The 21982-nt window shown below is 68.0% G+C and carries 14 protein-coding genes and 7 pseudogenes; 9 read left to right on the top strand and 12 right to left on the bottom strand.

All coding sequences use genetic code 11. The features are described from left to right. Positions 1-3: 3 nt before the first annotated feature. Positions 4-975, top strand: a complete 972-nt coding sequence (locus ACFW48_RS18165; RefSeq protein ID WP_386315795.1) for an alpha/beta hydrolase — start codon at positions 4-6, stop codon at positions 973-975. Between the two features lie 44 nt (positions 976-1019). Here the strand turns inward: ACFW48_RS18165 and ACFW48_RS18170 are convergent, their stop codons facing one another. From ACFW48_RS18170 to ACFW48_RS18180, 3 genes and pseudogenes are all read right to left on the bottom strand, one after another. Continuing rightward, entirely contained in the window at positions 1020-2450 is a 1431-nt protein-coding gene (locus ACFW48_RS18170) for a serine/threonine-protein kinase (RefSeq protein WP_386315797.1), read from the bottom strand. Between the two features lie 48 nt (positions 2451-2498). Continuing rightward, positions 2499-3305, bottom strand: a complete 807-nt coding sequence (locus ACFW48_RS18175; RefSeq protein ID WP_386315799.1) for a serine/threonine protein kinase — start codon at positions 3303-3305, stop codon at positions 2499-2501. A 166-nt stretch (positions 3306-3471) separates the two neighbouring features. Then, positions 3472-3630, bottom strand: a pseudogene (locus tag ACFW48_RS18180) (IS982 family transposase); the annotation flags it as partial. A 209-nt stretch (positions 3631-3839) separates the two neighbouring features. Between ACFW48_RS18180 and ACFW48_RS18185 the strand changes: the two are divergent. The 4 genes and pseudogenes from ACFW48_RS18185 to ACFW48_RS18200 all read left to right on the top strand — a co-directional run bounded on the left by ACFW48_RS18185 (position 3840) and on the right by ACFW48_RS18200 (position 5181). Then, the gene (locus tag ACFW48_RS18185) at positions 3840-4022 is read left to right on the top strand and encodes a transposase (RefSeq protein ID WP_386315801.1); all 183 of its coding nucleotides are present in this window, start codon (positions 3840-3842) and stop codon (positions 4020-4022) included. Positions 4023-4056: 34 nt separating this feature from the next. Further along, a complete protein-coding gene (locus ACFW48_RS18190) occupies positions 4057-4188 on the top strand; it encodes a hypothetical protein (RefSeq protein ID WP_386315803.1) in 132 nt (43 codons plus the stop codon). 127 nt (positions 4189-4315) lie between these two features. Continuing rightward, a pseudogene (locus ACFW48_RS18195) lies at positions 4316-4884 on the top strand (transposase family protein); the annotation flags it as partial. A gap of 21 nt (positions 4885-4905) precedes the next feature. After that, complete coding sequence (locus tag ACFW48_RS18200; RefSeq protein ID WP_386315804.1) at positions 4906-5181, top strand: hypothetical protein; 276 nt, start codon at positions 4906-4908, stop codon at positions 5179-5181. Between the two features lie 234 nt (positions 5182-5415). Here ACFW48_RS18200 and ACFW48_RS18205 read toward each other — a convergent pair whose 3' ends face one another. The 5 genes and pseudogenes from ACFW48_RS18205 to ACFW48_RS18225 all read right to left on the bottom strand — a co-directional run. Continuing rightward, positions 5416-9093 carry a chondroitinase-B domain-containing protein gene (locus ACFW48_RS18205; RefSeq protein ID WP_386316297.1) on the bottom strand — a complete coding sequence of 1226 codons (3678 nt, stop codon included), beginning with the start codon at positions 9091-9093 and terminating at the stop codon, positions 5416-5418. Between the two features lie 194 nt (positions 9094-9287). Continuing rightward, a pseudogene (locus tag ACFW48_RS18210) lies at positions 9288-10044 on the bottom strand (IS5 family transposase); the annotation flags it as partial. Between the two features lie 171 nt (positions 10045-10215). Continuing rightward, on the bottom strand, positions 10216-10587 hold the full coding sequence (locus ACFW48_RS18215) for a hypothetical protein (protein WP_386315805.1): 372 nt from the start codon (positions 10585-10587) through the stop codon (positions 10216-10218). Positions 10588-10991: 404 nt separating this feature from the next. Beyond that, positions 10992-12287: an IS256 family transposase gene (locus ACFW48_RS18220; protein ID WP_386315807.1), complete on the bottom strand. Its 1296-nt coding sequence runs from the start codon at positions 12285-12287 to the stop codon at positions 10992-10994. Between the two features lie 212 nt (positions 12288-12499). Continuing rightward, positions 12500-12640, bottom strand: a pseudogene (locus tag ACFW48_RS18225) (IS701 family transposase); the annotation flags it as partial. Between the two features lie 735 nt (positions 12641-13375). Between ACFW48_RS18225 and ACFW48_RS18230 the strand changes: the two are divergent. The 3 genes and pseudogenes from ACFW48_RS18230 to ACFW48_RS18240 form a co-directional block, all read left to right on the top strand. After that, positions 13376-14524, top strand: coding sequence for a Rieske 2Fe-2S domain-containing protein (locus ACFW48_RS18230; protein ID WP_386315808.1), 1149 nt, complete (start codon positions 13376-13378; stop codon positions 14522-14524). A gap of 64 nt (positions 14525-14588) precedes the next feature. Continuing rightward, complete coding sequence (locus ACFW48_RS18235; RefSeq protein WP_386315810.1) at positions 14589-15029, top strand: SRPBCC family protein; 441 nt, start codon at positions 14589-14591, stop codon at positions 15027-15029. Between the two features lie 551 nt (positions 15030-15580). Next, positions 15581-16303, top strand: a pseudogene (locus ACFW48_RS18240) (LysR family transcriptional regulator); the annotation flags it as partial. A gap of 139 nt (positions 16304-16442) precedes the next feature. Here the strand turns inward: ACFW48_RS18240 and ACFW48_RS18245 are convergent. From ACFW48_RS18245 to ACFW48_RS18255, 3 genes and pseudogenes are all read right to left on the bottom strand, one after another. After that, positions 16443-16634, bottom strand: coding sequence for a hypothetical protein (locus ACFW48_RS18245; RefSeq protein ID WP_386315811.1), 192 nt, complete (start codon positions 16632-16634; stop codon positions 16443-16445). Between the two features lie 150 nt (positions 16635-16784). Further along, a pseudogene (locus ACFW48_RS18250) lies at positions 16785-18011 on the bottom strand (IS701 family transposase). A 97-nt stretch (positions 18012-18108) separates the two neighbouring features. Next, on the bottom strand, positions 18109-19599 hold the full coding sequence (locus ACFW48_RS18255) for a UDP-N-acetylmuramoyl-L-alanyl-D-glutamate--2,6-diaminopimelate ligase (RefSeq protein ID WP_386315813.1): 1491 nt from the start codon (positions 19597-19599) through the stop codon (positions 18109-18111). 721 nt (positions 19600-20320) lie between these two features. Here ACFW48_RS18255 and ACFW48_RS18260 point away from each other — a divergent pair. Then, positions 20321-21101, top strand: a pseudogene (locus ACFW48_RS18260) (transposase). 54 nt (positions 21102-21155) lie between these two features. Here the strand turns inward: ACFW48_RS18260 and ACFW48_RS18265 are convergent. After that, complete coding sequence (locus tag ACFW48_RS18265; protein ID WP_386315814.1) at positions 21156-21530, bottom strand: transposase; 375 nt, start codon at positions 21528-21530, stop codon at positions 21156-21158. Positions 21531-21982 lie beyond the last annotated feature (452 nt).

Below are 21982 nucleotides of genomic sequence, written 5' to 3' on the forward strand. Positions count from 1 at the left end.
ACGTTGAGCAAGTACACCCCTACCCGCAGAAACCTCTTGAAGACCGTCGGCGGACTCTCCGCGGCGGCGGCTCTCGGCGGCGGGAGCACCCTTGCGGCGGCGTCGTCGGCCCATGCGGCCGAAGGGCTGCGCATCGTGGAGCACAACAGGGACGACCCTCGCATGTGGTACTACCGGTTCGCGACAGACGCGATCGGCTGGGACCCCGGCGTCAACGTCCTGCTCCCCGACGGCTACCACACCAGCGGACGTACCTATCCCGTCCTCTACCTGCTGCACGGCGGCCTGGAGGACTTCATCACCTTCGACCGCGTGCACAACATCCGCGGTCTGACCGCCGGAAAGCAGATCATCGTCGTGATGCCCGACGGCGGACCTGCGGGCTGGTACTCCAACCCCGTCCACTCCAACGTGGGCCCCCGGAACTGGGAGCACTTCCACATGGGCCAGCTGCTCCCGTGGGTCGAAGCGAACTTCCGTACGTACGCCGAGTACGACGGCCGCGCCGTCTCAGGGTTTTCCATGGGCGGTTTCGGTGCACTGAAGTACGCCGCCAAGTACTGGGGCCACTTCGCCTCGGTCAGCGCCCACTCCGGCCCGGCCAACCTGCGTGGCAACCCAGGTGATGCGGTCACCCACTGGGCCAACGCGTCCTCCGCGGCCGTGGAACTGAACGGCGGCAGTGTCTACGGCGTCCCGTGGGACCAGACCAGGGTCACCGCCGACAACCCCGTGGAGCGCATCGAGAGTTACCGCAACAAGCGGGTCTTCATGGTCGCCGGTACCAGCTCCGAAGACATCCAGGGGTGGGCCAACGAGTCCGTGGTGCTGGAGACCCAGCGACAGTTCCGGTACCACCTCGACCGCGTCGGCATCCCGCACGAGGCGCACGAGGTGGAGGGCGGCCACTACGTCCGCCCCTACTGGCTCACCCGCGACATCGACGGCATCATCGCCCGGCTTCGCAAGGCGTAGACGAGCCACGCTCAGACGCGTTGGGGGCGTCGCCGACCGCTCTCTCATTGCTCCGACACGGGACGTGGGCACGCGGGGACCTCGGGGTGGTCCCTCGTGCGCACGGCGGGCAGCCAGGCCTTCGAACGGGCTCCGCCCTTGGGGAGGCGGACGTGGTACCAGTCGGTGGAGCTCGCGTCCGACTCGTCGATGATGGGCACCCCTTGGGACAGCCGGCAGTCGACGTCGAGGGCGTCGCCGTGCCAGACCCGGGTAGGGACGACGTTGTCGATCGTGTACGGCTTCAGGGGGTCGATCGCCAGGCCGAGACTGCACTGCGGATCCCGGTCCGGGCGGTCCCTGCACTGGGTCTCGGCGTTGAACACCCGGATCCGGCCCGCGGGTTCCCCGTCCGCGGATGCGCCGTCGGGACCGGCAGACGACCAGAGCGCGGCGGCCGCCCCGCACACGCCAACAGCCAGGAGAGTAGCGCGGGTTGCCCGCCGTCGACGTATCGAAGGGACTGACTCTCGCGAGACGATGCGGGCCAGCAGGCTCTCGGCGGTGTGCGCGCTGCGCGCGGCGTGGGTCGGGGCCAGACAGTCGGTGGCCAGCTCACGCCAGAACGGCGGCACCGCCCCGTCGATACGCAGCGGCGCGCGCCCGTCCGCGTACTCCTGCACTGCCGCACCGCGCGACACCGGCGTCCCACCGGGGAACGGCGAGGCACCGCGTGTGAACACCTCGTGGATCATGATGCCCAGGGCCCAGATGTCGGCACTCGGCCGGACCTGCACGCCCCGCTCGCCGAGCGGCGCCTTCCAGCGCTCCGGCGGGAGGTAGTCGAAGGTGCCCATCGGCGGCGCGTACCCGTGGGTGCCGGTGGTGCCGGTCAGTTCGGTGGCGAGGCCGAAGTCCGAGAGCTTGAGTGAGCCGTCGGCCATCAGCAGGATGTTCTCGGGCTTGAGGTCACCGTGCACCCAGCCGCTGCGGTGCAGATGGGCCAGGCCTTCGCAGATCGCGGCGAACAGCCGGGCGGCTTCCGCCTCGCTCACTCCGGCATCGAACACCGTCCGCAGACTGTGCTCGGCACGCTCCATCACCAGCACGATCGCGCCGTCCAGCCACGGGCGGCCCGGATCCGTGAGTACGACGGGGTCCAGGAGACGGATCAGCCTCGGATGCCCGGCCCGACGGCCGAGTTCGACCTCACGCCGGGCGCTCTCCGCGACCTTGCGGGCCTGCAGCGGAGCGAGGCCGGCGGTCGGCAGGAACTTGAGGGCGACGTCGTCCGGAACCTGACTCGCAGGGCCGATGTCGGCCGGCACCTGTCCCGCCTGCCCCGCTCGTGCGGCGTCGACCGCGCGGCCCGCGTAGACCGTTGCCCAGCCGCCGGCCCCGATCGGCTCGGTGACCTCCCAGTCGCAGACCCGGTAACCGCGTGGCAGCAACTCGGCACGCTCATCGCCCGATGTGTCGGCAGGACCGTACACCATTGCCCCCTCGGATCCGCTGGGTGACGCGCCACTCTGCGCGCCGATGGGTCAACTGAGCGTCTCCCGCCGCCGGTCGCCCGCTCCTGTCCGGGGCGGCAGGAGCGCCAGATGCTCCTCCCGTACGAGCCCGAAGCGCAGCGCGAGTCCGACGAGCGCCTCCCGCTTGCCGTTGCGCCGGGCCGCTCTGCCGGGTTCGTGCTCCGGCGGGGTACTGATCCGGGTCTTCTCCTCGGCGAGGTAGTCGATGTGCGAGCTGACCGCCCGGGCTCCCAACTGACCACAGACTGGATGCCCTTTGAGCCGCTCGACGATCTGCGGGGTAGTGGGCACCGCGACCGGCGATTCGTCGCGCAGCCGGGGCTCGCAGAGCGCCACGAGGACCAGGAAATAGAGGGCCGTCTCGTCCAGCGAGTACGCCGTGACCGTGCGGCTGCCCCACTGGACGCCCATGTCGTCCGGGTCCAAGTAGACGTGGTCGGGCGCGAACACCTGAAAGGAGACCGTGGAGTTGCGGCGAGTGGGGAGCACGACCCGGGAGAACTCGAAAGGGATGGGAGCCGCGGCCCGCCGCGGCGGCACCCTCAGATACTCGCCCGCCCCCTCCGGGTTCTCCACCAGATAACTCTGGTTCGCGCTGTGGTTGCTGAGCTGCCAGTGGTCGTCCGTCACTCGGATCTCGCCCGCAAGGCGGGAGATCGCCTCGTCATCAAGCCGCAGTTCGACGGGCGTCGTCGCGGAGCCGCGCCCAAAGCGCGCCACTTGCCCCGGCCCGAGCCGTAACGTCACCGGATTGGCGCACGGCCCCTTTCCGGCATCACCGCTGCCTCGCGGCAGATAGACCACTATTCCGCTCACTACCCCCACCCCGCCCCAGGTCAACATCCCTCATGCACGCCGAACGTTACCCATCTCGCACAGGAGTTCACTCTCAGGATCTGGTCTTCTTCGGACTGGCTTTAGGCCACCTGGTGTTCAACGCCGAGGCGTGTCCCCGAGAGCCAGACGAGTCATTCCGATGTGATCAGTGGTCGTAGGCGATCAGAGATCGCATGACAGGCTGTGCGGTCTTGTGGTTGTGCCAGATTGCCGCCGCCAGCGCAAGGACGCGCCGCGCGACGCGGACGGTGACACCCTCGAAGGTCCGGCCGCCATGCGGCTCCAGGTCAAGCCGGCCTTTGAGTATCCGCCCGTCTGACCCATGGAAGTGCATATGCCTTTGGCATAACTTGCGCATGCCGAGCAGAGACACGATCCAGTACGCCCCCGACGCGGGTCTCCTCGTGATCCCGGGCGACCCGGCGAAGGACGGTGCCGTTAGAGGGCGTCTGAAAAGCCTGTCAGCGGGCAAGTCCCTGGTAGCGGGGTGGTGACGCACGTTCGGGGGCTGGGGTGTGCGGGCTGCGTACCCGTTACTCGACGGATCTGACCGATCAGGAGTGGGAGATCCTCCGTCCGCTGGTTCCGGCGGTCAAGCTTGGTGGGCGACCGGCGAAGCACGCGCGGCGGGAGATCCTCAACGCGTTGGCGTACTGGCTGCGGGCCGGCGGCCACCGCGACCTGCACTTGGAATGAGCCACAGTGGAACTGGCTCGCCGAAGACCTGCGCGTGGCAGCCGCTCTCGCTGAAGCGGGCTACGACTTCCGCCTTGTCCTCGGAGACGGCGGACACAGCCCCAACCACGGCGGCGTCCTGCTGCCGGACGCTCTGCGCTGGCTGTGGCGGCCCAAGGAAGATTGATCGATACCTGCTCATCCAACCTGGCGCCGGCTGCGGTGAGGTGGGCTGCCCCTGGTCACATAAAGGCGTGAAGCTCCTGGTAGGCGAGTTCCCAACCGAGATCACTCGCTTGACCAGGAGCGTCGTCGTGCTTGCCTACCCGTCCGCGATCGACCTGTCCAGCTCACACTTGCGCTTCCCGACCAGGCAGCTCGCCGAGCGCCGCCGACAGGTCGGCACCCGCTGGCGGCGCCTGCCCCCGAATCGGCAGGCCCTGCTCGTCCTGGCCCACCTGCGCTGCGGTGACACCTAATCCCGGCTCGCGGCCTCCTTCGGCATAGGTGTGGCCACGGTCCACCGCTACATCCGCGAGGCCGTGAACCTCCTGGCCGCGCTGGTTCCCACGCTTCAACAGATCCTCAACGCGCGGCAGTCCAAGTCCTCACCGACCCATTCGGCCGCCTGCTGTGGGTCTCCGCCGCCCTGCCCGGCGCCGCGCACGACATCAAGGCGGCCCGCACCCACGGCATCATCGACGCCTTGGCCGAGGTCGGCGTGGTTTGCTATGGCGACAAGGGCTACCAGGGCGCTGGCGGCACCGTACGAGTGCCCTTCCGCGACAAACACCGCGACCTCTCCGTCGGTCAGCAGGCCGTCAATGTCGCCCACGCGCGCATCCGCGCCGTCGGCGAACAGGCCATGGCCACCCTGAAGAGCTGACGCCCCCTGACGTACTCCATGGCCGCCCGGCAGCTCGTCCACCTGCGCCCGGACGGCAACTGGAACGAGCGCAGGATCGAGTACCGGATCGAGGCGGTACGCCGCCGGCTGCACGGCACCGGCTTCAGGTACGCGCTGATGCACGGCAGGTCCGAGGAACGCCCCTTCGATAACAGCCTGCTGCACAACCTGCTCAAGGGCCTGGTCGAGCCGACAACGCTCGTGCCGCCGGACCTGAACCTGATGGACGACGCCCCCGGCGGCCCGGACGGCACGCCCGCAGGACAGCCGTAGCGCCGGACCGCCGGTCGAACACGGGCTCGTGCACCGCTCCCGTCAGCGGCACCGTCTGTGACGACCGTGGCCGCACACCGCTGAAGCTGGTTTCTCGCCGCCGGGGTGGTGGAACCTCCCTGGGTCGGTGCGCGGTTGTGGTCAACCACCCGGTGGCAGAGCCGGACCAGAGCACCCTTCGCGACGAGCACGACCGGTGACAGGCCCGACCCGCCACCGGTCCTCCCGCCCTTTCTACGCGGCGCTGGGGCCGACCTCCGGCGCGGTGAGCGGGGAGCGTGTGACCGTGGACGCCGACCGCTCGTCGGCGCCGGCGTCGACGCCGGCGGCGCGGGCCTGGCCGTCCATGTCGTCGGTCACGAAGGCGTGGTCGCCCGTTCCGGTGTCGATCGCCGGACTTCCCGCACCGATCCGATACAGCGATCCGTCGGAGGCGAGCAGCGGGTTGACCGTCCTGACGGAGCCGGCGGGTGCGGACACGCCGACGGTCGCCGATCCGGTCGGCCACGCGATGTTCCCGGAGTAGGTCATGTTCTGGGGCTTGTTGACTTCGTTGATCAGCTTGCCCCGGCTGCCGGTGACGACGTTGTCGGCGATGACCGAGTCGACCGGGGCGAGACTGTAGTTGGCGCCGATCTCGATGTTGGCCACGTTGTTCACAAAGGTGTTGTTCACGACGGTCGCCCGGTAGACACGCCAGTGTGCGTTCAGCGCGCCGGAGGTGTCCACGTCGCCGCCGTCGATCTGCAGCGCGGCGTCGTAGCCGGTGCCGGTCAGACCCTCAAAGTAGTTGTTGTAGACCTTGTGGTCCTGGCCGTAGATGCGGATCCCGCCGGTCCCCGCCTTGCCCTGGCCGAGGAAGAAGTTGCCGTAAAACGCGCCGCGGTTCCCGTGCCGTTGGGACAGGACGCCCTGCGAGGTGCGGAAGGTGTTGTGGCGGACGATGTTGTCGTTGCTCTTCACGGAGACGATCTCCGGGTCACCGTCGCAGTTCTCGAAGAGGTTCGACTCGACGACGGTGAACCCGCTCGACCGGGAGATGCCGCTCCAGCCGACCCGGATGGCCTCCATCTCGTTGTTCGCGCGGGGGCCGATGTCGCTGAAGTGGTTGTGGTCGATGCGGTCGTGCTGTGACTGCTGGGTTCCGGATCCGTCGATGGTTATGAAGTTCCCGAGTTGGTGCTTCTCCTCGAACAGGTTGTGATCGATCCGGTTGTGGTGGCTGTTTGCACCCTGGATGATCACCCACTTCAGTGAGGACTCCTCGGTCAGCCGGAAGTGGTTGCGGGTCAGCCGCACGTTGTTCGAGCTGGTGATCTTCAGTGTGTCACTGTTCGTGAACGTCAGCCCTTCGAAGGTAACGTAGGAGGAGTCCGCCACCTCCAGCTGCCCGTCGTCGATCACCGCCTTGCCGCGGTTCTGCGCGACGACGGTGATGGGCTCGGCGGCCGTTGCGTTCTTGCCGGTCATTCCGCCGACCGAGTACGTGCCGTCCGCGAGCACGATGCGGTCCCCGGCGCGCGCGTCCCCGAACGCGCTCTTCAATGCGTCCGAGTCCGCGACACGGATCGTGCGGGCGGGGCTCGGCTCTCCGTCGTCTCCGCCGCCGCCGTCGGCTCCGTGGATGTCCGTCTCAGTGATGCTGGTCCATTCGTTGGACGTGTTCCCGTGGCCGACGATCCTCACATAGCGGGCCGAGGCGTCGGCGAAGTCGTGGCTCTGCTGCTCGAGTGTGCCGCCGCTGCTGGTCGCCCGTTCCAGGACGGTCTTCCACGACGACCCGTCGTCGGACAACTGGACGTCGAAGGTGCTCCTTCTGCTGTCCCCCCGGTGCCAGGCGAGCGACGCCGATCCGACGGTCTGCGCCGAGCCGAGGTCGTAGCGGATCCACGCCCCGTCGCCCTCGGACGACCAGCGGGTGCTGAGATCGTCGTCCAGGGTGTTGGCGGGCACGTTGCCGTCATCGGGACTCGCCGAGACTCCCACGACCTGGACCGGGGAGCCCCCGCCGGGATCGGTGGGATCCTCGCCCGCAGGCTCGATGTCGTAGGTCCGGACCCAGTCGACCTCCAGCACAGCCGGGCGCAGACCGCTGTCGCCGGTGAAGTTGTCGAGCTGGATGTTCAGATGCCCCGAGGGCATCGTCTGGATGTCCCCCCGGTCGGCGTCCGCGCCGCCCGACTCCCGGAACCACTCCACGCCGTCGACGTAGCCGACCAACGCGTCCGGCGTCCACTCGAACGCGAAGTTGTGCCACTGCGTCATGTCCACGGGACAGACGTCGCGGCGCTCCTTCTTGTCCGTCGGGCTCTTCGGATAGTGCAGGAAAGCGGTCAGGCACTGCGATTCGGGGTCGGACGTCTCGACCCAGTCGTACTCCCCGTTTTCCAGTCGGTTGCCGGCGGTGGGCCAGATCAGGTGCAGCACATGGTAAAGCCCGCCGGCCGGGCCGGTGTTCCGTGAGCGCGAGCGGATTTCCCACCGGCCGTACTGGGCGTCACGCTGCTGTCTGAGCCATCCCGTGTCGCCGTTCGCCTCGCCGCGCATGGTGAGCATGCCGTCGGCGACGGTGCTGTTCTTGGCGCACCGGCGGCCGTTCCCGTCGTGCCCTTCCCAGCATCCCTGCGTGCCGCCGACCTCGCCCGTCGGTACCGCCCACTTGCCGGGGTCAACGGCGCCGGCGTGGTCGAACTCGTCGGAGATCGGCAGCGGGGTGCCCCAGCCGTACCGCTCGGCGGCCTCGGTCGAGTCCCCCTCGCCCGCGCCGTCGCCGTGCGTGACGTCCAGGTCGTAGATCTTCACCTGGCCGTAGTTGTCGTTGCTGCACGGATCCGAGTTGCCGCAGTTGGCCTGCGTATACGCGCCGGCCTTGAAGTAGGCGCCGGAGTAGTCCTTCGACAGCGTGGTCTGCAACTCGCCGTTGTAGTAGACCCTGGTCTCGCCGTCGCTGACTTCGAACTTCGCCTGGAACCTCGTACCCAGCTCGTAGCTGTCCGTCATCAGGTGGTGACGTGAGGTGTCGCCGTCGGTGATGTAGAGCTTGCTGCCTTCCAGGCGGAAAACGGTGACGTCGTCGGAGGCGTCGTGGATCTGCCCGGCGACGACGTACGGCCTCTCCTCGGGAACGTCCGTGATGGCCTGGTCGATCACCATCGTGTGGGTGCCAGAAGTGGACGACCAACTCGCTTTCGTCCTGCCGGAGTTCGTCATCTCCCGCAGCTCCGAGCGGGGATTGCTGGAACCGCTGGTGGTGACCCCGTTGACCGGGGCCCGGAACCGGACGGCCGAGCAGTCGTCGGCCGTGACGAACCACGGGTCGTTCGCGTATGTGGCGAGTTCCGGCTGGTAGACGTTGGTGGGGGACTCCTCGTCGCCCACCGGCAGCCCGATGTACCAGTCCGTCAGGTCCAGCACGTCGGCCGGGTACGCGCAGGAGCCGCCACCGCCGTCTCCGCCTCCATCGGCCCCGTAGACGTCCGTCTCGGTGATGCTGGTCCAGTCGTTGACTGTGTTGCCATGGCCCACGATCCGCACGTAGCGGGCCGAGGCGTCGGCGAAGTCGTGGCTCTGCTGCTCGAGTGTGCTGCCACTGCTGCCTTTCCGGTTCACGACCGTGGTCCACGACGATCCGTCTGCGGACAGCTGGACGTCGAAGGTGCTCTTCCTCCTGTCCCCCTGGTGCCAGGCGATCGACACCGAACCGACGGTCTGCGCCGAGCCGAGGTCGTAGCGGATCGACACCCCGTCGCCCTCGGCGGACCAGCGGGTGCTCAGGTCGTCGTCGAGGGTGTTGGCGGCGACGTTGCCGTCATCGGCGCTCGCGGTGACGCTCCTGACCTCCAGCGGAGAGGTGTCGGCGGCCGATGCGACCGGGTGGAACACACCCGACACTCCGACGGCGACCGCACCCACCAACAGCGCATGAAACGCGCGTCTCATAGGACCTCGCTTTGATTGACGGCCCGGGCGGCCGAGACGGCCGGCCCGGGGCCGGACGGTTGTGGTCGATAACCGTGAGGTGGCGCACCGTGAGGTGGTGCTCCGAATGCCAGGGGGTACCGTGTCAGACGCGTGTCGGGACCCCTCCCGCGCTGGTCGTGGCGCGGTGCGCGGAAGCGGTCGGCCTTGCGCTCGTAGCGCCGGTGGACGGCGGCAGCCGGCCAGCCAGGCCATGGTGCGTTCGATGGTCCAGCGGTGTCGCCCGAGTTGCCGTGAATTCTCGACACCCTTGCGTGCGATGCGGTGTCGGATGCCCCGCTGGGACAGCCATTTCCGCAGATGGCGGTAGTCGTAGCCCTTGTCGGCGTGAAGCTTGCCTGGCTTGCGCCGGCGTGGGCCTCGGCGGGACTGGCTCGGGGGTATGCCCTCAATGAGAGGTGTCAGGTCCTGGCTGTCGTGGACGTTGGCGCCGGAGATCCCGTCCGACAGGGGCAGACCGGTCCGCTCGGTGACCAGATGGATCTTTGAGCCATACTTGCCTCGGTCGACAGGATTCGGACCCGTCAGGTCCCTCTTTTTCAGGGCTCGCATGTTCACCGAGTCGATCGCACACCTCGACCAGTCCAGGTCGCCGTGGGAGCCCAGTTCGTCGAGGACCAGGCGGAGAAGCTTGGCCTACACCCGGGTCTTCGTCCGCTCCGTGAATCTGCGGTGGGCCGTCGCCCCGGACCGCCCGAACAAAACCGCGGGCAGCTGTTGCCACGTGCAGCCCGACGTCGCCACGAACACGATCGCCGCCAGCACCTCCCGGTCGCCGTGGCGACGCCGGCCGCCCCCTTGTGGCCGCGACGGCGCCTCCGGCACCACCCGCTGGAACAGCTCCCACAGCTCGTCCGGCACCAGCCGCTCAACAATCCCCACCACGGTTAACAACCTACTCAGCCAAATGAGATGTGCTCTGAAACGGACCCCGCCGTCGGCACGCAGGTCAGTCCATGTACGCCCGCTCGATGCCGGGCGCGGCGGAAGCGATGAGCCACCGCGTATCCGAGTGGGCCACGCAGCGGGTGGGATGGTGCCGGCCCGTCCGGGCGGTCAGGGGGACCCACCCCAGGCGGGGGTGCCTGCGGCGGGCCGTGGCCGCGTCGGAGTGATCGCCTTAAGGTCTGCAGACCAGTTTGCCGCAGCGACGCGGTGAAAGGCATCGAGCCTCTCGGACTCATACTGGATCAACTGCAGGATCTCGAAGGCATATGAAGCGGAGTCAATATCGCGCCCTGAAGCGATCTCCTCGTAGAGGATCCAGGATCCGCTTCTGACAGCCTCGAGACAACTGTCCGCGATGTCATCCTGCTCTCCGTTGACCAACGTGGCCAGCACAATCAACAGCTGACGACGGTGCTCACTCGGAACCCCGCTGGCCAACACAGCCATGACCATGGAGGCCGTCGCCACTGCGGGCTGCATCAGATTGGACTGTACAAATGCGTGTCCTTCTGCCCACCCTTCTCCCGTCCGACTGGTCGGAGAGCCCCCCAGAGCTGCTCGAAAATCTGTCTGAATATGGTCGGCGGACCTGCCGCATCCACAGGCCATCCCAGCCCAGTCATGGCGGCCTATCTCAATACTCAAAACGTCGAACACTTGCATCCGTTAACGCCGTCCTTCCCAGCGACCACCCGGCGCAGGCACTACCCCATCAATACATTGGCAGGGGCCGTAATCATTCTGACATCCGACACATACTGGCTTAGATTGAGGGACCTTGACGCCGCTCACCTTCTCCACCGTTTTGGCGTTCGTGAAGATAATCTTCGATGCGTCACCGCCCAGGCGGGTGTCAAACGAGTGGTGTAACTGGGGTGGTTGGGTTACTGGCGGGCTGCTGAGAGTCGGCCGTCGAAGGTGATGTCGAAGGCGTTCAGTGCGGTCTTCCAGCGCATGGTCCAGCGGGCCTGGCCCTTGCCCGTGGGGTCGAAAGACATGATGGCCATGTAGACGCACTTCAGGGCGGCCTGCTCGCGGGGGAAGTGGCCGCGGGCCTTGACCGCCCGCCGGATGCGGGCGTTCACCGACTCGATCGCGTTGGTGGTGCAGACGATGCGGCGGATCTCGGTGTCGAACCGCAGGAATGGGGTGAACACCTCCCAGGCGTTCTTCCACAGCTTCACGATCGCCGGATACTTCCGTCCCCAGGTGTCGGCGAACTCGGCGAACCGCTCCAGGGCGGCTTCCTCGGTCGGCGCCGTGAAGACGGGCTCGAGGAGGCGGGCGATCTTGTCCCAGTCCTGGCGGGCGGCATAGCGGAAGGAGTTCCGCAGCAGGTGGACCACGCAGGTCTGCACGATGGTGCGGGGCCAGACGGTTTCCACCGCTTCGGGCAGGCCCTTGAGCCCGTCGCAGACCAGCATGAGGACGTCGTTCACGCCACGGTTCTTGATCTCGGTGAGGATGTGCAGCCAGTGCCTGGCGCCCTCGCCGCCGTCGCCGGCCCACAGCCCGAGAATTTCCCCCCCGCGGCCCTCGGTGGTGACGGCCAGGGCGACATAGATGGGCCGGTTGGCGACCGCGCCGTCGCGGATCTTCACGTGGATGGCGTCGATGAAGACCACCGGATAGACCGGGTCGAGGGGGCGGCTCTGCCATTCGGCCATGCCCTCGAGGACCTTGTCGGTGATGGTGGAGATGGTCTGGCGGGAGACGTCGGCGCCATAGACCTCGGCCAGGTGGGCCTGGACCTCGCCGGTGGTCAGGCCCTTGGCGGCCAGCGAGATGACCATCTCGTCGACCCCGGTCAGGCGCTTCTGCCGCTTCTTGACGATCTTCGGTTCGAAGGAGCCGTCGCGGTCGCGGGGCACGGTTATCTCCACCGGGCCGACGTCGGTCAGCACGGTCTTGGAGCGTTTGCCGTTGCGGGAGTTGCCGCCGTTCTTGCCCGCCGGATCGTGCTTGTCATAGCCGAGGTGGTCGGTGATCTCGCCTTCCAGGGCGGACTCCAACAGCCGCTTGGTCAGCTGTTGCAGCAGCCCGCCCTCGCCGGCCAGCTGCAGGCCCTCGGCCTGGGCCCGGCTCACCAGCTCGTCGATCAGCTGGTCGTCCACGGCCTTCGCCGATACAGCCGCTGCCGACTCGACAGCGTCCTGCTCGGCCACGTTCTCACCGGTCATCGATGCATCCTCCATCATCGGGAGTTGCACCGAACGATTTACAGTCCCTGCATGGGTGACGGTGCAGCGGTCTGCTCGTGGGTGGGGCAGGAGAGCGTCCAGGAGTCGCCGGATCTCTGCCACGGTGAGCGGGACGAGAGCTGATCTGTTTCTGCAACTCCCTTGGCGACACCGCCGCCGACCTGGGGTTGTGCTGCGAGTGCGGACGGGACGGCATGGGCAGGCATGGCCAAAGTGATGTGTCGATACCAGCCGGGATAACGGCGGACCTCGTATCCGGCCAGACCGCATTCGTTCTTCGCAGCTCGAAAGCACTCCTCGATCACCCAGCGGTAGCCTGCGATCCGGGCCAGCTCGGCAATCTCGGTGCCGACGACTGCATAGGCCAGGTAGTAATCCACGTCTTCAGGGTCGGACAGGCTGCGGCGGGCGATCACCCAGCGGTGGCGGGTCGAGATCGAAGACGACGCCGGCCGGCGGCCGGGTCTCGCCACGGTCCACAGCCGTGCCCGACTCGCGAGTTGGGGTGACGTCCGGCGACTGCTCAACTACCAGTGCCGGTACGGCACCTGCCAGTACACCTCGGAGCAGTTCAGCGCCCAGTACGGGCACGCCATGGAGAACGTCGACTTCGAGCCCTCCGCGGTCCACGGCACCATCCACGGTGCCGGTTACTCCGGATCGGCCGGTATCGACGTCGGCTACACGCTGCCCGGCGGTCGGGCCTTCACGGAGGCGCTGTGGGCGCAACATCCGACGTCCGGCGTTGCGCCGAGGTACCGATCGGCCACCGCGTACGGAACACCTGAACCTCGCCGGGGCCGCGGGAGCGCCGCAACCGACCACATCGCACTTCACGACCCAGCCCCGCCGCCCTGCTCGGCCAGGTGGTTGCGCCTGTGCCGACGGTGTGCTTCTGGGGCACCCAGAGGGGTCCTTCGCGGAGGGCGGTGCGCATCTCCGTCCCGACTCTCCACGCTCCACTCACCGTAACGGGACGAAGGTACGTATACCTCCGCAGTTTTCCCGCAGTCGGCCCGGAGATATTCGAGAAGTCAGCTCAATGTCCCTGTCAAGGGAGGCCGAACATGTGGGTGCCGGTACTGGAGACCAGCGAGCTGGGCCGCTCGCCGGTGCGCGTCATGTACTGGGGATCGCCGGTTGTGGTGTTCCGCACGGCCACGGGTCGGTTGCGAGCGCTCTTGGATCAGTGTGCTCACCGGGGTGTCGCCTTGTCCCACGGAGAAGTCGAGGGGGAGAACATCCGCTGCGACTATCACCACTTCAAGTTCGACGGGACGGGCGCTTGCACGGAGGTCCCCGTCGAGTTCGCCGCCGACAGCGCCTTCAAGGCCCGGTGCACTGTGCGGCGTTACTTCGTCCGGGAAGCGGTGGGGCTCATCTGGGTATCGGTGGAGGACACGCCGCAGGCCGAGTTCCCCGTGCGTGCGCAGAGCCTCCCCGAAGGACACGTGACGGCGTCCGGCCGTTTCGAGGTCTACGGTGACCTGCGCGTATGGATGGACCACTTCCTCGACATCCCGCACTGCATCTGGACCCACGCGGAGTCCGCCTACTGGAGCCGACGGTCCCGGCCCGCCGCATTGGAGTCCTGCGCAGTTCACATCGACGCACACAGCGTGTACCCGGTGCGCCCCGCGATCGACATGGTCTTTCGCGCCGATCATCAGGCACCGGTGACCTACGACAAGAAGATGGGCGTCGTGGCCACCATGTCCCAGGCCCGTTCCGCACTGCGCGGCCGGTCCCTGTCACCCGAGCCCTTCCGCCTCGAGGTCCACGCGGACCTGGTGACACCGCTGTGCCAGGAAAGCCGCATTCAACTCGGCCGCACCGGACTGCGACTCACCGGCTGGACGTCGCTCAACCCCGTCTCGGACGGCACCATGCACTTCTACTGGGGTGCGGCGTGGGTGCCTCCCCATCGCGGCCCCCTGCGCAGGCTGCTGACCCGTAGGCTCATCGCCGATTTCGCACGGCAGCACTTGGGAGTGGAGGATGGACGCGTTCTGAAGGACGCTCCCTATGTGGAGGGAAGCGCGTTCCACGACACCGCACTGGATTCCACCGTCCGGTCCATGCGTGCCGTCTTCGCCCGTTACCAGAGGGAGAAGGCGCACCTCTACCCGGCCGGCTCCCTTCTGCGTCGCCTCGACTACCGGGACCCCGCATGGGACCGCGCCCACTGCGCGGCCCCTGGCGGCGAGAGGTCGTGAGCAACCATCGGACCACCGGTCGTCCCGCACGGGAGGGCCGCCACACCCGCACCGAAGGACGCACATGGCCGCGTACCAGGTAACCGTCGTCCGCACCATCAACGCCCCGGCGCGCGCACTCTTCGACGTGCTCGCCGATCCGCACAACCATTCCCGTCTCAACGGGGACGGCTCCGTGCGGGCCACCGTCGACGCCCCGCGACGGCTGCATGCCGGTGCGGAGTTCCGCATGCGGATGCGGCACGTCATCCCGTACACGATCACCTTGCGGGTGATCGAGTTCATCGAGGGGCGCACCATCGCCTGGCAGCACTACGCGGGCCTGATCTGGCGCTGGCACCTGACCGAGCTGGGCGCGGGGGACCGTACAGGCGTCAGGGAGACTTTCGACTACTCCCGGACCCGCCTGCCGTCCGTCCTGTGGCACCTGTCGCCCGTGCCCCGGCACAACCGCGGAAACATGGAGCGCAGCCTCGAACGGCTGGAGCGCCTCGTCCTCGGATGACCGGACCACGGGATCGCGCACGTCCGTCGGGGCGTCGGCGGTCGATGCCGCCGCTCAGGTCCAGGTACGGGCTCCTCCGCCCGAATCCGCATCCCCACCGGATCGACGCGATAGATGCGCCACACGTGGGCCCGCAGTCAGGATCCGTTCGCCAGCGACTTCGCGAGGGGTGTCCCCGAACCGGTCGGCAATCAGGGGATGCTCGCTGCCTCGGCGGCTGCGGTCGACCGGCGGTGTGGGGTCCTCTACAGGGCCCGGACGTGCGAGCCACCGAGGTCACCGACGCCCTCGGCCACTCGCGCAAGCGGACGTTCGACGCCAACCACAACCTGCGGCGGCTTCGAGGGGCAGGTCTGCAAGGTCACCACCAGCCTCCTCTGTTCACGACGACGACCACGGTCATGAACTCAGCCACCGGAAGCGTTCGTCGTCCGAGGTAGCCGCACGCCGAAGGGAGGACGCCACGGCCCCGCCGATCGAGAAGGGGCCGGGCAGGTCACGAGTTCACCGCCGGGTCCGCGCGGCTGTCCAAGACCGGTCTCGCAACGCCGATGCCTTACGGGTATCGTCGCAGTGTGGAGCTACCGGACCTTGCGTTACTCGTGGCGGTCGCCGAGGAACTCCACTTCGGTCGGGCCGCCACCCGTCTGCACATGAGTCAGCCGGCGCCGAGCCGGGCAATCAAGCAGTTGGGACCGATGTCGGGGCCCTGCTCTTCGCCCGCTCGCCTCTCGGCGTCACGCTCACTCCGGTCGGCACGGTGCTGCTCGACGAGGCGCGAGCCATGCTCCACGATGCCGACCGCGTCCGAGTACGCGTGATCGCGGCGGCCGGTGTCGCGACCATCACCGTCGGCATCCTGGGCGACGGCACCGACCCTGGGGGGCCAGGCTGGCCGCGGCCTACCGCCGGGACCATCCCGGCATCGACATCCGCGTCCGCGACGCCGATCTGGCCGACCCGACGTGCGGGCTGCGCACCGGTCTGGTCGATGTCGCCCTCACCCGGGTGCCGTTCGACGAGGTCGCTCTAGAGGTACGTGCGCTGTGAACCGATCCGGTCGGCGTGGTCCTGCGTGCCGACGATCCGCTGGCCCGCAGTAACCGGCTGCGACTGGCCGAGTTGAGCGACCGCCACTGGTTCCAGTTCCCGCAGGGCACCGCCTCCGTCTGGCAGTCGTACGGGAACGGTGGCAGGCCGCGCGAGGGACCTGTGGTGCGCGCCGTCAGGAGCGCCCGCAGGCCGTGTTGTGGAACGGCACGGTCGGCCTGGCCCGCTCGGAGCCGGCCACCGGCGCTGCCACGGCTCAAGGACAGAGTTTCGTCGCCTGGGCCCCGCTGTGAACGCAGCCCACGCGACTATCCGGCCTCCTCGACCTGACCGCCGTCCGGTGCCGCTACGAACAATGCTCAGTCAGCCAGGTACCTGAGCGTGCCCGTCGGCCAGTTGGCCGGTGTACTGCTCGTGAACGAGCCGCTTCCGCAGGCACGCGAGCACGACACCCACCGGGCACAGCAGGAAGATCGCGGCGGTACGCGCGCGTGCCGTACGGGGCAGTGTCTGGTACTCCAGTCGCAGTTCGCTATCACTGCTGGTCAGAGCCACGTTCCTGAGTGTACTCGGCTGATGTCACGACAGGTTGTGGAAGTTCGTGACCTTGGATGCGGCGGCGGTAGTGGCAGCGTCTGGCGATGGCCTGGTGGTGCCTGCGCCAGCGTGACCAGTTCAGTGTGTGGCTGGTGCGCCGCAGGTGTGTCACCGGGGGACGGTCAACTGCCAGGAGTCGCCGGACCTCTGCCACGGTGAGCGGTGCGAGAGCTCCGGAACCCTTTCTGCCGCCCCCTTTTCGGCTGCCGCTGAGGCCATGGCGGCGAGGAAGGCGTGGGCGAGCATGGCCAGGGTGATGTGCCGGTACCAGCCCGGATACCGGCGGACCTCGTACTGGTCGAGGCCGCACTCGTTCTTCGCGGCTTGGAAGGCTTCCTCGATCGCCCAGCGGCTCCGGCAATGCGCACGAGTTCGGCGACGACGGTGCCGTTGGGTGCGTAGGCGAGGTGGTAGGCGATCTCGTCCGGCCGGGCCAGGCTGCGGCGGGCCAGGACCCAGCGCTGGTGGGTGGGCTGATCGCCGTCGAAGTCGTCGATGGCGGGCAGTCTCGCCGCGGCCCAGTCGTAGATCCGTGGGCCTTTGGCGCCGTTGCCGCAGGACTGGCGCTCCCAGACATCGTCGGGTGTCTGGGCGATGGCGAAGTCGATGCGGCCCAGGGCGTGGACGTGCTGGGACTTCGGCACGGCCAGGACGTAGCCGACGCCGGCCTCCTCCAGCAGGCGGCGCAGCCGCCAACCTGGCCGTAGGCGGAGTCCGCGGTCATCCAGGCGATGGGCAGCGGTGAGGTCAGCGCCCGCGTCACCATGGCCTTGGCCAGCCCTCGGTGGCGAACTCCCGCTCGTCGGGGATCCTCGCTGCCCGGCAGCGATTTCGGTCGGACATCCAGGACTTGGGCAGGTACAGCTCCCGGTCCACCAGGGCCCGGCCCTTGGCTGAGGCGTAGGCGGCGAAGACACCGATCTGGCAGTTCTCGGTGCGGCCGGCGGTGCCGGAGTACTGGCGCTGCACTCCGGCCGAGACCGTGCCTTTCTTGATGAACCCGGTGACGTCGATGATCAGTACCCCAGCCGCGTCCCCGAGCTTCTCGGCGACGTATTCCTGCAGGTCATTGCGTACGTGATCGGGATCCCAGCAGGCCCAGCCGAGGAGATGCTGCAACCCCGCAGGAGAGCGGTGACCGGCATGTTCGGCCAGCTGCCAGCTGTTCTTCCGGCCCACCGGTCCGATCAGGCCGTGCACGTAGGCGCGCATCCTCCGGCGTAGATCCACCCGACCGAACCGATGGCCGACCCGCACGAGTACTTCTTCCAGTTCCGCGGACCAGGCATCGAGCTGCACATCGTCTTGCACGACAAGCACAACGGCCCGCCGCATCCGAGGTCACGAACTTCCACAACTTGACGTGGCATCAGCCGCGTACACTCAGGAACATGGCTCTGACCAGCAGTGATAGCGAACTGCGACTGGAGTACTAGTCCCGTACGGCTGACAGCTCGCGCACCGTCGCCATATCGCTGAACGGGATCAGCTGGTCGCCGACGATCTGGTACGGCTCACTGCCTTTCCCCGCGACCAGCACGATGTCGGCCGGCCCGGCGGCGGACAGGGCGAAGGCGATGGCGTCGCGGCGGTCGGCGATCCGCTCGAAGGGGGTGCCGGTGGCCGTGAGTCCCGGAGCGATCTGGTCCATGATCGCCTCGGGGTCCTCGTCACGGGGGTTGTCCGATGTGAGCACGCACAGATCGGAGTGGGACCCGGCGATCTCGCCCATCTGGGTCCGCTTGGTGACGTCCCGGTCTCCTCCGCAGCCGAAGACCGTGATGACGCGTGCAGCGGCGAAGTCCCTGATGGCGGCGAGCACCTTGTCCAAGGAGTCGGGCGAGTGCGCGTAGTCCACGATCACGGAAGCGCCCTGCGGGGTCTCGAGCCGTTCCAGCCGCCCGGGGACCGGGGGCATCCGGTCGAGCGCCGCCACCAGTCCGGCCAAGTCATGGCCCAGCAGATGGCATGCGGCAAGGGTGGCCAGGGCGTTGGAAACCGAGAACCTGCCGGGCACGGGGATCGCGGCCGGATACTTGCGCCCCTCGTGGTGGAGCGTGAACCGCGTGCCGAAGGCATCCATGTCCAGGTCGGTCGCCCGGTAGTCGGCTTCGGCGTCCAGGGCGTACGTACGGACCAGACCCGGCATCATCGCCGGAACCAGCGCGCCGACCGGGTCGTCCGCGTTGACCACCGCGCGCCGGCAGAGTCCGTCGAAGAGCCGGAGTTTGGCGTCCCGGTAGTGCTCCATCGTGCCGTGGTCGTCCAAGTGGTCCTGGGTGAGGTTGGTGAAGATGCCCACGTCGATGAAGGAGTGGTCGATCCGGTGGTTCAGCAGGCCCATCGAGGTGGCCTCCAGGACCACGGTGTCCACCTCGTGATCGCGCATGTGCCCCAGCAGATACTGGAAGTCCGGTGACTCCGGAGTGGTCAGCACCGAGCGCGGCATCGGGATCAGCTCGTCCCCGATCCGGTTCCCGCCCGTCCCGATCACACCCACCTTCCCGCCCTCGGCGATCCGCAGCACGGACTCCACCATGTACGAGACGGACGTCTTGCCGTTGGTGCCGGTGACGGCCACCATGTCCATCGCCCGGCCGGGCTCCCCGTAGTAGCGCGAGGTGATCAGCGCTGCGGCCTTACGGGTGTCGGCCACCCGCACGACGCAGGCGCCTTGTGCCGACGGCCATACCGCCGCGGGAAGACCGGCCGCGGGCTCCTCGACGAGCACCGCGACGGCGCCCCGCGCCAGCGCGGAACCGATGGCCTCGGGGCCGCCCTCGCGGTGCCCGGGCACCGCGAGGAAGAGCGAACCCGGCGAGACGCGGTGGGCATCCAAGCATGCTCCCGCGGTGACTCTCGTCCCCGGATCGCCCAGAAGTAGTTCGTGATCGTGCCCGGCCAGCAACTCGCTCAGCTTCACAGGGGTCCTCTCAGGATGCGGCCGGCCCGCCGGGTCGCGGGAAGCGATACCGGCGGCACGCCAGGGGCGCGGGCGCAGGGGGAAGTGCGGGAGGGGGAATGTGCGGTTCAGGGACGCACGGTGCGGGAGCCCGCGGAACCCTTCGGCAAAGGCTCAGGAGGAGGCCGCGGCACGCCGGGTCCGCCGTGGAGGTGCTGCCTGCGGGCCCTTGGGCATGGCGGGACGAGGGAGGCGGGAGAACCGGATGCGCGGGCTCGTCGGGAAAGTCGCTAGCCGTGACCGTGCAGCGCACGGCAGCGCGCACGGGGCGCGACGGGACCCAGCGGTTGAAGAGCCCGGACCGGGCCCTCCGCCGACGTATGTGTATGCCCCATACGGCAAGTGTACGTGCCCCGAGCGCCCGCCCCTACGGGAACGGAGTGCGCGACCGACCGAAGCCGCCCACCCCAAGGAACCCATGCATACCCTGCATCTCCGGCGCGGCGATGCAGGAGCCAAGCTCTCCCGCCCCGATCCGATGCCCCACCACGCGGCCTTGGCGATCACCTCATCCACCATGCTGAACGCCTAGCCCAGAAGATCGACAGTGCCAGTGGGACCGAGTGGTTCCAACAAGCGAGACCAGGGTTCCAACTAACGCGTCCCGGCTCATCAGACCTACGGGCCGTCTACCACGCACATCGGCCAACTAGAGGTTGTCCCGTAACCGGTGGTGCTGCTGGTGCGTTGGTCGGGCACGGGTGGGGTGATCTCAGCAGATGAACCGAAGTGGATCGAGCCGTTTACGGGTCTGACCGAGGTGCAGTTCGCGAGGCTGGTGGCTGGTACGGCGCCGAGGTGGCGACATTCAGCATGGCCGGCCGTGGCGGCTGTCGCTCGAGGACCGGGTGTTGCTGGTGGCGACGTACTGGCGCACGAACCTCACATTGCGGCAGGTGGCGCCGCTGTTCGGGGTGTCGAAGTCCGCTGCCGACCGCATCCTGGACCACCTCGCTCCGCTGCTGGCCATCTCCCCGGCACGCCGGCCACGCAAGGACACCGTCTACATCGTCGACGGCACCCTGGTGCCCACCCGCGACCGCAGTGTCGCCGCATCCAGCAAGAACTACCGGTACTCGACCAACCTGCAGGTCGTCATCGACGCCGCCAGCCGCCTGGTCGTGGCCATCGGACTCCCGCTGCCCGGCAGCCGCAACGACTGCCGGGCCTTCACCGAGTCCGGCATCGACCGGGCCTGCCGCGGCGCCCCGACCCTCGCCGACGGCGGCTACCAAGGCACCGGCCTCCTCACCCCGCACCGCAGACGACGAGGCCAGAGCCACCTCAGCCCATCACAGGAGGCAGACAATGCCGTCCATCGCCGGGCACGAGCGCGCGTGGAACACGCCCTGTCGCGGTTGAAGAACTGGAAGATCCTGCGGGACTGCCGACTCAAGGGCGACGGAGTTCACCAAGCCATGCTCGGCATCGCCCGGCTGCACAACCTGGCCCTCACTGGATAACTCCCACCTCATACGGGACAACTAGCGTACTCAAAGGACAACTGTCGCGCACAGTCACAGCTGGTCGGACGGGTGATGGCGTGTCCGAGATGACACCAAATTCGAACAAGCGATCCATGTGGCGCGGACCGCCTCGGTGATCAACTCCAGGCGGGTCAGGTCACGCACCGCCGCCAGGGCGTGGGTGGAGTCGGTGCGCTGAGTGGTGCGCTCACGCACCAGTCCGGCCTCCTTGAGACGGGCCAACGCCAGGTCGAGGAGGCGGTCGGCGCGGCCGTCTTCGACGAGACGATCGCGGAAGTCGGCCAGCACACTATGGTGGAACCCGGGGTCGTCCAGCTCCATGGCCATGGCGTATTTGAAGTCGATGCGGCAGCGAACCGCCTCGGCGGCCTGCCGGTCCGACAGACAGAAGGAACTGCAGTACACAGACGGTGGCCAGCTGGGCAGGTGAGAGCCCCGGACGCCCGTCCCTGGGGTACCAGTCGGCGAAGTCCTCGTCGCACCACAGCCCGTCCAAGCGGTCACGCACCCATATCGCCGTCGTGCCGCCAGGGTTGCTCACCCGCGCAATCTGCGCGGTCAGAGGCGGAACTTGCTTACCGGAACGGAGGCCAAGGGACAACCGGGACCTCGACAGCTTTGTCGGTCGGCGGAACTATCCGAGCATGCCCGTTGACCATGCTGTCGCACCGGGAAATTCCAAGACCCCCGACAGAGTCAAGCCAAGAACGGGGGGCCTTCGGCTTACGGGGGTGAGCGGCGCCCGGAACGTGCCGCTGCGGAACTCGCGGGCTGACGCTTGGAGGAAGACGGGCGACTCGAAGACGGAGGGTGGTGGTAGGGCGCATCGCAGTCTCGATCGACCCCTCGGATGGCGG

This window comes from Streptomyces sp. NPDC058812, assembly GCF_042744565.1.
In the GTDB taxonomy this organism is placed as follows: Bacteria; Actinomycetota; Actinomycetes; order Streptomycetales; family Streptomycetaceae; genus Streptomyces; species Streptomyces thinghirensis.